The sequence below is a fragment of the Pseudomonas sp. UBA6276 genome, from assembly GCF_002438365.1.
GTDB classification, from domain to species: domain Bacteria; phylum Pseudomonadota; class Gammaproteobacteria; order Pseudomonadales; family Pseudomonadaceae; genus Aquipseudomonas; species Aquipseudomonas coleopterorum.
The window spans coordinates 93,600-106,371 of sequence record NZ_DJUS01000007.1; the positions used below are offsets into that span (position 1 = coordinate 93,600).

10 protein-coding genes and 1 pseudogene are annotated in these 12,772 nt (G+C 57.2%); 7 read left to right on the forward strand and 4 right to left on the reverse strand.

Features of this window, described 5'->3' with window-relative positions; genetic code table 11:
* Positions 1-5: 5 nt before the first annotated feature.
* Positions 6-896: a dihydrodipicolinate synthase family protein gene (locus B2V21_RS01500; protein WP_286915822.1), complete on the reverse strand. Its 891-nt coding sequence runs from the start codon at positions 894-896 to the stop codon at positions 6-8.
* A gap of 89 nt (positions 897-985) precedes the next feature.
* Between B2V21_RS01500 and B2V21_RS01505 the strand changes: the two genes are divergently transcribed.
* From B2V21_RS01505 to B2V21_RS01515, 3 genes are all read left to right on the forward strand, one after another.
* Positions 986-1,639 (forward strand): LysE family translocator, encoded by a 654-nt coding sequence (locus B2V21_RS01505; protein WP_286915823.1) that lies wholly within the window; start codon positions 986-988, stop codon positions 1,637-1,639.
* Between the two features lie 548 nt (positions 1,640-2,187).
* Positions 2,188-2,877, forward strand: coding sequence for a hypothetical protein (locus B2V21_RS01510; RefSeq protein WP_286915824.1), 690 nt, complete (start codon positions 2,188-2,190; stop codon positions 2,875-2,877).
* Positions 2,878-7,014: a calcium-binding protein gene (locus tag B2V21_RS01515; protein WP_286915825.1), complete on the forward strand. Its 4,137-nt coding sequence runs from the start codon at positions 2,878-2,880 to the stop codon at positions 7,012-7,014.
* 165 nt (positions 7,015-7,179) lie between these two features.
* Here the strand turns inward: B2V21_RS01515 and B2V21_RS01520 are convergent, their stop codons facing one another.
* Complete coding sequence (locus tag B2V21_RS01520; protein WP_286915826.1) at positions 7,180-8,388, reverse strand: sensor histidine kinase; 1,209 nt, start codon at positions 8,386-8,388, stop codon at positions 7,180-7,182.
* A 181-nt stretch (positions 8,389-8,569) separates the two neighbouring features.
* Here B2V21_RS01520 and B2V21_RS21530 point away from each other — a divergent pair.
* Together B2V21_RS21530 and B2V21_RS21535 are read left to right on the forward strand one after the other, a co-directional pair.
* Positions 8,570-9,340, forward strand: a pseudogene (locus B2V21_RS21530) (MCP four helix bundle domain-containing protein); the annotation flags it as partial.
* Between the two features lie 66 nt (positions 9,341-9,406).
* The gene (locus B2V21_RS21535) at positions 9,407-10,195 is read left to right on the forward strand and encodes a methyl-accepting chemotaxis protein (RefSeq protein WP_414705009.1); all 789 of its coding nucleotides are present in this window, start codon (positions 9,407-9,409) and stop codon (positions 10,193-10,195) included.
* A 27-nt stretch (positions 10,196-10,222) separates the two neighbouring features.
* Here the strand turns inward: B2V21_RS21535 and tspO are convergent, their stop codons facing one another.
* Positions 10,223-10,663, reverse strand: a complete 441-nt coding sequence (tspO, locus tag B2V21_RS01530; RefSeq protein ID WP_056842973.1) for a tryptophan-rich sensory protein TspO — start codon at positions 10,661-10,663, stop codon at positions 10,223-10,225.
* Between the two features lie 110 nt (positions 10,664-10,773).
* Positions 10,774-11,655, reverse strand: coding sequence for a transcriptional regulator CynR (cynR, locus tag B2V21_RS01535; protein ID WP_049859257.1), 882 nt, complete (start codon positions 11,653-11,655; stop codon positions 10,774-10,776).
* Positions 11,656-11,781: 126 nt separating this feature from the next.
* Here cynR and cynS point away from each other — a divergent pair, with 126 nt between their 5' ends.
* Complete coding sequence (gene cynS, locus B2V21_RS01540; protein WP_049859258.1) at positions 11,782-12,249, forward strand: cyanase; 468 nt, start codon at positions 11,782-11,784, stop codon at positions 12,247-12,249.
* A 25-nt stretch (positions 12,250-12,274) separates the two neighbouring features.
* Complete coding sequence (locus B2V21_RS01545; protein ID WP_049859259.1) at positions 12,275-12,748, forward strand: DUF1348 family protein; 474 nt, start codon at positions 12,275-12,277, stop codon at positions 12,746-12,748.
* The last annotated feature ends 24 nt before the right edge of the window (positions 12,749-12,772 follow it).

Consider the following 12,772-nt stretch of genomic DNA (forward strand, 5'->3'; position numbering starts at 1 on the left):
GCGCCTCAGGCCAGCCGCAGCGCCTGCAGGATCTGCGCGACTCGCTGGGTCGATGGCCCGTCGAGCCCCTTGAGCGGCGGCGGCAGGCAGTTCGCAGCGGTATGGCCGAGGATTTCGGCGGCCGTTGCAATGACTCTGAGGCTGCCGTACTCACGAAACAGGGCCCACAACGGTTCGAGCCGGGCCGATTCTTCAAGGCCCCGCTCGGCCTGCCCGGATCGGCTTGCCTCGACCAATGCCCGTGCGGTTCGCGGAAACAGGCCGCCCATCACGGAGTACCACAACTCACACCCTGCATTCAGGCCGTTCACTGCGGCCGCATCGCCACTGACGCCGATGCTGACGTGACTGGGGATGACCGCCCGCAGGCTCGCGACCCTGGCTGACGCCTGTGCCGGGTCGGCCGGGACAGCCGGGATCTTGATCGACGCGATGTTGGGCAGGGCGGCGATGCGCCCGTGAAGCTCGTCGGTGAATTGGAAATGCGTGGTACCAGGGTTGTCGTAGACCACCAACGGCAGCGACACCCGGTGGGCGACCGTTTCATAGAGTTCGAACACTTCATCCGCACGAAGCGCCTGATAGCTCACCGGTGGCAGTAGCAGCGCCGACGCGCCGGCAGCCTGGGCATCTTCGGCCAGCAGCAGCACGTCCCGCGTGGCGACCGCGCCGATGCCGACGATCACAGGCACGTCACCTGCCGCGCCAACGGCCAGCTGGGCGGCGAGGCGCCGCTCCTCGCGGTTGAGATAGGCATAGCTGCCTGTCGATCCCAAGGCACCGATGGAATCGACCTCGGCCGAGACCAGGTTTTCGATCAGGCCGACGAAGGCGTTTTCGTCTACCTTGCCATTGCGCAGCGGGGTCAATGGGAACGCGCTGAGACCTGTGAACATGCAAGAGCTCCTCGGTATTGAAAGTGGCGGCTGGGGATACTTCAAAGCGTGACGGTACTATAAGGTATCCAAACCGATAACCTGCCGCCTTGGAATGGAGTCCTTCAATGTCATTCGATATTCATCTTCTACTGCTGGTGTTCGTGACCTACATCGTTGGCGCCGCCAGCCCCGGCCCCAGCAACATGCGGATCATGAGCGCGGCGATGCACCAGGGCAGACGGCCGGCGCTGATGCTGGCAGGGGGTGTCATCAGCGGTTCGTTCTTCTGGGGATCCATGGCCGCGACAGGGGTTTCCGCCGTTATCGTTCAATACGCCGAGGCGCTCATCGTCTTGAAGGTGATAGGGGGCGCCTATCTGCTCTTTCTTGCCAGCAAGGCCTGCCGCTCGGCGCTGACCTCCAACGAACGCTTTGCCAACGAGTTGTCATCGGCGCCCAAGGCATCTGGATGGAAGCTCTATCAGCGTGGCCTGTTGATGCACCTCACCAACCCGAAGGCGATCCTGAGCTGGATCGCGACGATGACCCTCGGTCTGGGGCCAGGGGCTACCACTTCGACGGTCGCCATCATCCTGGCCGGTTGCGCCGTGCTCAGCGTGACCATCTTCGGCGGCTACGCGGTGGTGTTTTCCACAGCGCCGATGGTGCGCGCCTATCAAAAGGCGCGCCGCTGGATCGAGGGCACCTTGGCGATGGTGTTTGCCGGAGCAGGCTTGAGGCTTCTGTTTGGCAGAGCGTGAGGTGGTGGGTGGGGCGTGGTACGCATCTATAGTCTTCTGCGAGCCATATCTGGCTGTACCTATCCAATACGACACCACAACGGTGAATTAGCTATTGCCTAAGTAGTTGGCAAGGTGATGCGTACGCGGCTGCCACTTATCGGGATCTTTGAGTCTGCGGATATCCAATGGAATGATGTCTATCTGTTTGGCAGGTAGAGGTATTAGATGCGTGTGTTTATCAATAAGTGTAAATCAGTTGTATGGACGAATAGGTATTAATGCTTTTTAGGATGTATGGGGTGGCTATGTAAGCTCTAGGATTGGAGTTGGTGTAACTTCGTTGGTGTGCAGACCTACATTATTCTGATCGTCAGATAGCGCTACCCCTTCATGCTTGACATATTCCGATAATATTATCAGCGGTCGCCCAGCTGTTTGGCCCGCTATGCTTGTTATCGAACGGGCAAAAGGGTATTGCACGTAAAGCTTCAGGCTAGCTCTTCTGCGGTAAATGGCTAAGGGCTATCTTTTGCAGCATTTTACACCACGCGTGATCGGGATGCGTCATGAAAACCTTCGTATATATATGTTTTGTCGTGGTCGTTGTGCTGGGTGACATGGATTCCGCAAGAGCTGCCGGTGTGTGGTGTGGACTCTGGGGTAAAGACACGGTTGTGATCGATATGAAATACACATTCTTTCCCCCCGAGCTGGAGGGGGATTCGTGGGTGTCCCGCCCCAAGCACGGCACAAAAGACTGTACGGGGTCATTCAAGTCCATTGTGCTGGAAGTCTATTATCCGGGCATGGAAGCCGCTGGAAGACGCAATGTCTATAATGATCCGGATAAGCGCCATGTTTCGATACATATGGTGAGGTTGAACCCTGCATCCAGTAGCTTAGACTTTACCGGAACACTGCAACGATACATGCCGCATTTAAAGGCTGGTCAGGGCCAAGCCTACGGTTCGGAAGAGGCGTTTAGTCTTCAGAAGTACTCCGGTGTTGATCCGGTCTACAAAACAAGCCTGGCAGAAATCTATTGGTCTAACTCGGCCAATGAAGTTGACCCGCTATATATTATCTGTAGGTTTCATTCGAGCAAGTTTCGTACGAGGTGTTTACTACATTCTAAATCGGTGGGTACCGCCACCGAACTCAGAGTCGGCTTCAGCTACCATATGCTCTCACAATGGGAAACCATATTGGATGAGGCAAAAATATTAATTGGTGTCATCAAGGGCAGGGAGAGGTAAATGGTCAGGAAGATTGAGCGAGATCAGTTGGATGTCGCCAGAACTGTATTAGCGGACCAGGGCGTCAGCCAGATGTATGGCTATTTCGCCGAGAATGGATTTAATTATGCGCGGCTTGCGGATGGTGTCGCGTTAGGAAACTCACTGTCTGGTGAGGCAGCGTTATCCTATATGAGGTCTGTCGCTAGAAGTCGTGGAAAAACGCTTACCGAGTCCGATGTGAATAAAATTCGTTTGGATATGGCGCGCGGTTATTTAGATGTTCTTGATTCTATAGCGAGTGGTAATGATGGCAGCGTAGATAGGGAGATAAATTCTGAAGAGGTATTGCAGTTTCACACCCAGGTCTTCGAAGCTAACGGCCTGCCTATCCAGGCCTGGACGCTAGACAGTATTTTCAAAATCATTAATGATTCGTCAGAAATCGAAGCGTACTGGGACAAGGTGCTGGAGTCAGCAGGGCATGCCGATAAAGAACTGGAGCTTGCCTTTGAAACGATGGGCTTGATGTACCACAGCTATGACACGGGTAATAGTGTATTAGAGTCTAGTACGTGGTTGGGCCACATGATCAGTTTTGATAGTGTTTGGAGCACGCTCAGCCACGTGTTCGCTCCGCGGGAATCGATCGACTTCGATGTCTATGCTTATTTCACCAGCGCGCGGCAGGTTATCGATCCTCTTGTCCTCGATCTTGATGGTGATGGAGTTGAAACAGTGTCCGCAGATGTCGGCATCATGTTTGACCATGACGGGGATGGCGTAAGAACTGGATCGGGGTGGGTACTCAGCGACGACGGCCTTTTGGTCATTGATAAAAACCGTGACGGTACCATCAATAACGGCGGCGAATTGTTTGGGGTCGATATGATACTTGCCTCAGGGCAGAAAGCCAGTAGTGGTTTTGAAGCGCTTGCTGATTACGATACCAATAAGGACTCGGTGTTCGACGCCAATGACGCTGATTTCGAACGTGTCAAGGTATGGCGGGATCTGAACCAGGACGGCCTATCACAAAGCGCGGAGCTAAAAAGTCTGAGCGAACACGCTATAACCTCGATCAGCCTGGCTCATCAAGCCCTAAGCTATATGGATAACGGTAATGTGATTTCGGGTATTGGTAGTTATCAGTCGACGCGTGCTGGTGCGGTCGTCGAAAGAAACATTGAGGGTGTCAATTTCATCAAGAATACGTTCTTTCAGGACCCTCAAAGTCCGATTGCACTTGATGCTGTTGCCGCAAGACTTCCTGATATGAATGGCTCCGGTTCGCTAAGAAGTCTGCGTGAATCCGCCATGCTAAGTAGTAAATTAAAAACAGCACTTGCGGCCTATGCCAAGGCGCCTACGCGATTGGCTCAATTCGCACTGCTTGATGACCTGTTGATGTCTTGGACTGAAACCAGCACTGAGAAAAACTTTAGAGAACGGATCGCCTCCTTATCACGTGACCCGTACGCCGTGGAGTTCCAGTATTCTTGGCATGCGGGCCTGCGAGCGTCCGAATCGAGTGTGGTTTCCACTTTGCCTTCCCCTGACGACCTATCGAAAGCAGACCTGTTGCGAAAGATTGAGATACTCGAGGCTTTTACAGGTATTGAGTATTTTACCTTTGACCCTGAAGATTTTGATATGCCCTCACTGTATTATTTGGCTGGGGTGGATGTGGGCAGTCAAGCAGAATCCCAAGTACCGTTCATTGGCCCGCCCCCAGATATAATTTATGTCACGGAGCGAGATATCAACGTTCAACCACAGCAGGTAGCACAAATAGAAAGGGCTTATACTGCACTCCGGGCTTCGGTGCATAATGGTCTGGTTTTACACACACGACTGGCTGCCTACGCTGACAAGAGGAAGTTCGTCGTTGCAAATGGTGTTCCGGCCGAACGGTATGAGGAAATAACACGCTCCCTTGAGGCACTCCTGCAAACTGATCCGCTACAGGCGGTTGTAGATGCTATCGAACTTACTCGTGAACTGAAAACCGACGAGTGGGCAAGTATGATAATACCCACAGCCCGTGCCTTGTCATCGCAACAATTTGCTCGGCTTACCGCTATGTATAGCGATGATCTGGATGAAGCAACGGGTCCCAACCAGCTGCGAGACTCACGTGATCGGTCTGACTTCATCTTAGGGGGGAACGGAGCAGACCATGTGCACAGTGGCTCTGGAGACGATATCGTCGGTGGTGGGGATGGAAATGACAGAATTGATGGCGGTGCAGGCAGAGATATCCTCTTTGGAGAGGAAGGTGATGACAATGTCGCCGGAGGTGTGGGTAACGACTTCTTGAATGGCGGCGCTGGGGACGATGAGCTCTCCGGAGCATTTGGCGATGACATACTTATTGGTGGAGATGGGGACGACTACATCTCAGGTGGTCATGGCGATGACTTGTTAATAGGTGGTTCGGGAAACGATACGCTGTCGGGAGGACGAGGCATGGATACCTACTATTTTTCGCGCGGTTGGGGACGGGATATCATCAGGGAATCAGATGGCGCTATCAATGTGGTGAAATTCGGGCCTGATATAGCGCCTTCAGATATCATCCTCTATCGATCCATGCACGACTTGGTGATTCAGCTCGCAAACGACCCTACTCAGTCCATACATGCAGAGTCTTATTTCATCGTTCATGATGACGCGCCGGAATCGATCAGCAGCATTGAATTTTCAAATGGATTGTCTTGGAATCGCGAAAAAATCCAAGCGGCGGTATGGGTCGGCACTAAAGTCGCTGATGACCTGCGTGGTGATCATGGGGATAACGTATTGAATGGAGAAGATGGGGATGATTTGATACTTGGAGGTGGAGGGAATGATGTTCTTTACGGTGGCTCGGGTGACGACGAGATCTATGGCGGTGCCGGTAATGATCAGCTCTTTGGAGGTGATGGTAGTGATCACCTTGCCGATAACGGAGGTAATAATCTGTTCGATGGTGGTAAAGGTAATGACACTCTCGGTTTTGGCGAAGGAAATAATACCGTATTTTTCGGTCGCGGCGCTGACCATGATGTTCTAGAGTGCGGGGGTTTCAGCCAAGTAAAGGTGCAATTGCCCATTGGTGATTTTTCAAGCTACATGCTTGAGCGATCTGACGAAGACTTGGTATTGTTCTTTGATGACACCCGGCAAGACACGCTCACGTTTCGGTCGATCTTCACGCACGGTGCTACACGGTACGCGATTACCTTAACCGACGGGCAACAGGCTTTGCATTATTCGTCCGACCGTTTGCTATCTGGTTTTCCTATATCCCACAGGATTTTCGGGAGCGAGCAGTCAGATAGCCTTCATGGTCTTTCCAGTAACGATCTGATCCTCGGGCTGGCCGGTGACGATATCCTTCATGGTGCTGCGGGAGACGATATTCTCAACGGCGGAACAGGTGACGACTATCTCTCGGGTGATCGCGGCGACGACACGTATATTTATGAGTCAGGTGGAGGTCACGACAAAATTGCTGCAGGCACTGGGGGCGCTGATAGATTGATCATGGATACACGTATTTCGCTCGACTCGATTTCATTTCAGCGTTCTTTTGATGATCTGATCATCCGAATAGGTGAGGGTGTTGATCAAAGCGTTACGGTCCTTGGCTATTATTTCCAAGGCAGCTCTCTCGCTTCTATTACTATCGAGGGTGTTGAATATATGCCCGCGCAGATCGAGTCAATGGTGGTGATGGATCCTGTCGATCATTGGATTGGCGAAAGCCTAGGCAGCGACATGATTCTGGGTGGGCCGATTGTTGCTTCGATAGCGAGCGAGCCTCAGGATGAGGCATGGCATGGTGGCCAGGGAACCAAGCCTCATCATGATTCGGGAAAGCAACCCATTTGGATTGGCGACAGGCTCGCGGCCTCGGAGGTCATGGGTACATCTGATTCTGTCGCTTTCGCCGGTTGGAATCAAAATGCAGCCAGTCGCGCTCAGGAGATATCGGTAAGCGAGTACCCAATTGATACCTCACGCGTTGAAAATCTCATCAATGCGATGGCGAGCTTCGGAGGCGCCCAAGGGGGGGCTGCCTTAAATCCGCTTTCCAACTCTGGACCAAGCGAGATGACGCCGATGCTTTTGAACCAGTGGATTGCTGCTCCTCCGACCTCATTCGTAATTTAACCATCAGGCGCGCGCGTATCACCCTATCCTGTTGCTCAAGGTCAATAAGGCGTTAGCTGCGCCGTGCTTCAGTGAACATAGTGCGAACGCCTAGCCGGCTGCGGTGATGGTCACATCATTGTCGACCTGAAGGCGGAGTGTGAGCGCGGTACCGTCGTATGGCTTTCAGCGCTCGGCTCGACCTTGGTCAAGCACCGGCAATCGCACGGTAAACACCGTGTGCCGATCGCTGGAAGTGACCTGCAACTGTCCGCCATGGGACTCGGCGATCTGCGAGCAGATGTAGAGACCCAAACCCAGTCCTTCGTTTTGCCGGTCGTTGTCGGCGCGGGTGAACGGCTTGAACAGCAGATCCATCCGGTCGGGATGGATGGGCAGGCCTTCGTTGCAAAACGACAGCACCAGGCTGTCCTGCTCGATGCGTCCATCGATGCTGATCGGGCCGCCGGGTGCGCCGTGGTGTACGGCGTTCGACAGCAGATTGGAGACCAACTGGCTGATGCGTCCGAAATCGCACTGAACGGGTTTGGCATCGGTGTAGTGATAGCTGACATCGGCCAGCGGGTGGGCATGGCGGATTTCGGCGATGACCGGGATCAACGCTTCGAACAAGTTGTCGACGCGGTTCAGGTTGATCACGAAGCGGCTGCCCAGGCGGCAGCGGGTGAAGTCCAGCACGTCGTCGATCAACGCCGACATGCGCTTGGCGCTGCTCTGGATCGCGGCCACGAGGGTCTTGGAGCGCTTATCGGTGACCTGCCGGTCCAGCAGATCGGCACTCATCCGCACGGCGCTGATCGGCGTGCGCAGGTCGTGCCCCAGTACCGCCACGAATTGCTCGCGCAATCGCCCGGTTTCTTCGGATGCCCCCAGTTCGGATTGGCTGTCGTGCAGCCGCGCGTGAAGTTCCAGATGGCTGGCCAGCAGTTGTGCGAACAGTTCGAGGGTGTCGATCACGCTGGCATTTTCGACCGCGACCGGTTCCGGGTCCAGTCCGCAGAGGGTCCCTACGAACACGCCTGCTGAGGTGATGATGGGCACCGAGATATGGCTTTTGAATGTTTCCAGGCCTGGTTGGGTTTCCGGCTCGTAGCGTCCGTCGGCCAGAACGTGCATGCCTTCGCCGTAGGCAAGCGACTGGCGACGCTGGCGGACTTCGTTGCACAACGTCTGTGCAAGTGGCCGCTGATCGCCCGGGCGTATGTCCAAGTGGGCCGAGTCGTCCACCGCGTAGGCGACCCAGCGCGTGGCGGTGACCCTGGCCACTGCCGCAAATCTCAGACCGGTCGCCTCTTTGACCAGGCGCAGAATGACGGGGATGACGGTCATTTCGGCAGGTGGCGGGAGCGAACCCTCGTAATCGGCGTTGGACATGCGCGGACCCATTTTCGTTGAAGCGGGCGATTATACATAGGTTGCCCTTGAATGGCTGTACAGGCATACAGCTGGCCTGTTCTCGCGCTTGCTTACATTTGCCCAGGGCCCTCTAGCTCAAGTGTTTGCGCCGCAGGCCGATGACTGAAGGCATCAACCCCTGATCGCAATGGAATCCTGCATGATCATTCGACGCCTGAACCTCGCCCCCCGCGCTATTGCATTCTTCTCGGCCATTGTCGTGGTCGTCATCCTTCTTGGAAGTCTTTCCATCGTCCAGATGGACAAGCTGTACCAGGCCGAGCAGGATGTGGAAACCAACTGGATGTTGGGTATCCGCGACGCGGGCCAGATGAACAGTGGGCTCTTGAGGTTGCGGCTCGAAAGCATGCGCGGCGCCACCACCACCGATTCCGCGCTTCGTGAACAGACGATCGCTGCGTTTCCCGGCTATCGCCGTGCTTTTCAGGAAACCATCAAGCACTATGAAAGCACCGTTGCCAGCGACGATGACCGCAAACTTTACGACTCCATACGTTCCGATGCGGCTGCGTATGACCAACTGCTGGGCCAGCTCGAACCCATGCTGCGCGCTGCCGACACCACGGCGGCAACCGGCCTGATCAACACGGCCATTCGCCCGCTGACCAACACCCTGGAAGGCAAGGTCAACGAGCTCATGGCGCTGAACGACCGCGGTGCCACCGACGCCGGGGATGCGGCGCTCGCGACCTTCGAGTCGGGCCGTGCCTGGGTCATTGGGCTGATGGCTGCGGCCGTGCTGGCGACCATCCTGCTTGCGGCGCTGTTGATCCGCAGCATCACCCAGCCCATCCAGGAAGCCGTGCAGATCGCCCAGCGCATCGCGCGCAAGGACTTGACCGAACAGATCGTCGTGGTTGGCCAGGACGAAGCCGCCAGCATGCTCACGGCGTTGGCACGGATGCAGGCCAACCTGCGGCAGACGATCGCGCACATTTCCGACAGCTCCAGCCAACTGGCCGCCGCCTCGGAAGAGATGAGCGCGGTGACCGAGGAATCCAGCCGGGGGCTGGTGCGCCAGAACGATGAGGTCAATCAGGCGGCCAGTGCGGTCACCCAGATGAGCTCGGCGGTCGACGAGGTGGCGCGTAACGCGGCCGAAGCCGCCGACGCCTCGGCCACCACCCAATCGCTGGCGAGGGATGGTCTGGGCAAGGTCGAACAGACCCTGACCGCTATCCAGGCGCTGGCGACCAACGTGGGCAGCACTAGCACTCAGGTCAAGCAGCTGTCGGCTCGGGCGCGTGAGATCAACACGGTGGTCGAGGTGATCCGCGCCATTGCCGAACAAACCAACCTGCTCGCACTGAACGCTGCCATCGAAGCGGCTCGCGCTGGTGAACAGGGCCGTGGCTTTGCCGTGGTTGCCGATGAAGTGCGCGCTCTGGCTCACCGTACGCAGCAGTCGACTCAGGAGATCGAGAAGATGATCGGCTCGATGCAGACCGATTCGGTGCAGGCCGTCCAAGCCATGGAGCAGAGCCAGCAGATGGCCAGCGATTCGTCGGCCGTGGCGCAGCACGCCAGTACCTCGCTCAGCCAGATCTCCGAATCGATCAACCTGATCAGCGAACGCAACACCGTGATCGCGACCGCCGCCGAAGAGCAGGCTCAGGTAGCGCGGGAGATCGACCGCAACATCACCAGCATTCGCGATCTTTCGATGCAGAGTGCTGCGGGTGCCACCCAGACGGCGACCGCCAGTGGCGAAGTGTCGCGACTGGCGGTCGGTCTGACGGCATTGGTGGGTGAGTTCGCCATCTGACCTGAGCCAGGCGGCGTGGCACCGAGCTCAGCGGTTGTTGCGCAGGATCGAGAAGTTCAGCGCGGCCGCCACGCACAGCCAGGCCAGATAGGGGAACAGAATCAGCCCGGTGATCAGGTCCAGGCGGATGGCCAGAACTACCATGGCGGCGGTCACCAGCCACAGCAATACGATGATCACCAGGCCGGCCAGCAGGCGGTGGGCGCCGAAGAACACCGGTGTCCACAGGGTGTTGAGGGCAATCTGCGCGGCCCAGAGCGCCAGGACCGTCTCGCTGCCGGTCAGTTGGGTCAGGCGGTAGCCGGCCCAGGCCAGCAGCAGGTAGATGACCGTCCAGGCTACGGGGAATGCCCAGTTCGGCGGGGTGAAACGAGGCTTGACCAACGAGGCGTACCACTGGCCGGGTTTGAAGATGATGCCGGTGCTGGCCGCAGCGGCGCAGGCCAGCAGGAAGATGAAGAAAACCATGGTGAGTCCCTGTTCAATGACGAAAGTGCAAAGGCGAAAGTGCGGTGGCGAAAGGTCGCTCTCAAGCTGACGCCTGAATCAGGAAAAAGTTTGCGCCGGCACCGATGCGTTCAGTCCTGCAACCCCTTCACCAACGTGGCGAATGCATCGGCGGCGACGCTGCGATAGCCGTTCTTGCGCCGTAGCAAGGCCGCCGTGCGCCTGGGCAGCACCGGTCTGGTACGAAGCTCGTAGAGGTCGCGCTGCTCGCGCACGATGGCATCGGGCAGGATGGTCACCATGCGCCCCTGCTTGATCACCTTGAGCAATATGGCGATCGAATTGGCTTCCAGAGCAATGTTGGGCGTGAAGCGCTGTTTGCGGCACCAGGCATCCACCGAGATACGCGTGGCGAAGGCCGGGGCCAGCAGGGCGAAGCGCAGCGTCTGCAGATCGGCCAGGGTCAGCACCTTGTTCTGCTGACCGGGGTCCAGCGCCGAGCCTGCCGTGACCAGGCACAGTTTCTCCTCGAACAGCGGCTGCGCATCGATGTCGGCGCCATGCTCGCCGGTGAAGCCGATGGCCACATCCAGCAGATCGCGGGCCAGGGCGTCGAGTATCTGTTCCAGCGACATTTCCGTAAGGCTGATTGCAACCCCTGGGTACCGTGCCGAGAAGCGGTCGATCAGCGGCGCTACCAGGTATTCGCTGAAAGTCGGCGTGACGCCCAGGCGCAATTGGCCGCGCGACAGATCGCTGACGTCCATCACCGCGCGCCGACCCGCCTCCAGCTCTCGCAGCGAGCGCCGCGCATGTTCCAGGTACACGCGACCGGCATCGGTGGGGACGATGCTGCGGCCACTGCGGTCGAACAAGGGCACGCCCATGCTCGATTCCAGTTGCTTTATCTGTTGCGACAACGCAGGTTGGGACACATGCAGGGCCTCGGCGGCGCGGGTGAAATTACCGTGATCGGCAACGGCCAGCAGGTAGCGGATATGACGTAGCAGCACGGATTCACCATAAGTTGGAATTATGGAAATGATCTGAAATGAGTCTTGGCCATTATGGTGGGTTTTGTTGATTCTGTGCCTCCAAGCGTTACACCTGACCTTGCGTTCCCATCCGGAGAATCGACCATGTCCCAGAGCAACGTTTCCAAGGCACCACGCCAGACCCTGACCGAGCGCGTCTTGCAGGCCAAGACCGCGAACAACCTGACCTGGGCGGGCCTGGCCGAAGGCACCGGGTTGAGCACGGTGTATGTGACCGCCGCGCTTTTGGGCCAGCATCCATTGCCTCAGGCAGTGGCCGAAGTGGTGGCTGAACGCCTGGGGCTGGACGCCGAGGCGGTAGTCGAACTGCAGACCATACCCCTACGCGGCAATGCCGAAGACGTGTCGAACGATCCGACCATCTATCGCTTCCACGAAATGGTCCAGGTCTATGGCACGACCCTGAAGGCGCTGGTGCACGAGCAATTCGGCGATGGCATCATCAGCGCGATCAATTTCAAGCTCGACATCAAGAAGGTCGAAGATCCAGAAGGCGGATCCCGCGCCGTGATCACCCTGGACGGCAAATTCCTGCCCTACAAACCTTTCTAGGAGCATCGACTCTAGGAGCATCGACATGAGCGAAGAGAAACGCCTGCCACTGCCGCCGTTCACCCTCGAAACCGCGATCCAGAAGGTGCGTGGCGCCGAGGATGGCTGGAACTCCCGCGATGCCGCCAAGGTGGCGCTGGCGTATACCCAGGACACGTACTGGCGTAACCGCAGCGAGTTCATCGAAGGACGCGCCCAGGCCCAGGCGTTTCTCGAACGCAAATGGCGTAAAGAGCTGGACTATCGCCTGATCAAGGAACTGTGGGCCTTCGCCGACAACCGCATTGCCGTGCGCTACGCCTATGAGTGGCACGACGATTCGGGCAACTGGTTCCGCTCCTACGGCAACGAGAACTGGGAGTTTGCCGCCAACGGGCTCATGCAACGGCGTTTCGCTTGCATCAACGACCTGCCCATCGCCGAGTCCGAGCGCAAATACCACTGGCCCCTGGGCCGCCGCCCCGACGATCACCCAGGCTTGAGTGATCTGGGGCTTTGAGGAGGCGCTGACGGGGGGGGCAGC

What these genes read in the sequence shown, in the direction of transcription:
- B2V21_RS01510 (WP_286915824.1), top strand. Translation starts at nt 2,188, where the DNA reads ATGAAAACCTTCGTATATATATGTTTTGTCGTGGTCGTTGTGCTGGGT.
- B2V21_RS01515 (WP_286915825.1), top strand. Translation starts at nt 2,878, where the DNA reads ATGGTCAGGAAGATTGAGCGAGATCAGTTGGATGTCGCCAGAACTGTA.
- B2V21_RS01520 (WP_286915826.1), bottom strand. Translation starts at nt 8,388, where the DNA reads ATGTCCAACGCCGATTACGAGGGTTCGCTCCCGCCACCTGCCGAAATG.
- B2V21_RS21535 (WP_414705009.1), top strand. Translation starts at nt 9,407, where the DNA reads ATGAGCGCGGTGACCGAGGAATCCAGCCGGGGGCTGGTGCGCCAGAAC.
- tspO (WP_056842973.1), bottom strand. Translation starts at nt 10,663, where the DNA reads ATGGTTTTCTTCATCTTCCTGCTGGCCTGCGCCGCTGCGGCCAGCACC.
- B2V21_RS01500 (WP_286915822.1), bottom strand. Translation starts at nt 896, where the DNA reads ATGTTCACAGGTCTCAGCGCGTTCCCATTGACCCCGCTGCGCAATGGC.
- B2V21_RS01545 (WP_049859259.1), top strand. Translation starts at nt 12,275, where the DNA reads ATGAGCGAAGAGAAACGCCTGCCACTGCCGCCGTTCACCCTCGAAACC.
- cynS (WP_049859258.1), top strand. Translation starts at nt 11,782, where the DNA reads ATGTCCCAGAGCAACGTTTCCAAGGCACCACGCCAGACCCTGACCGAG.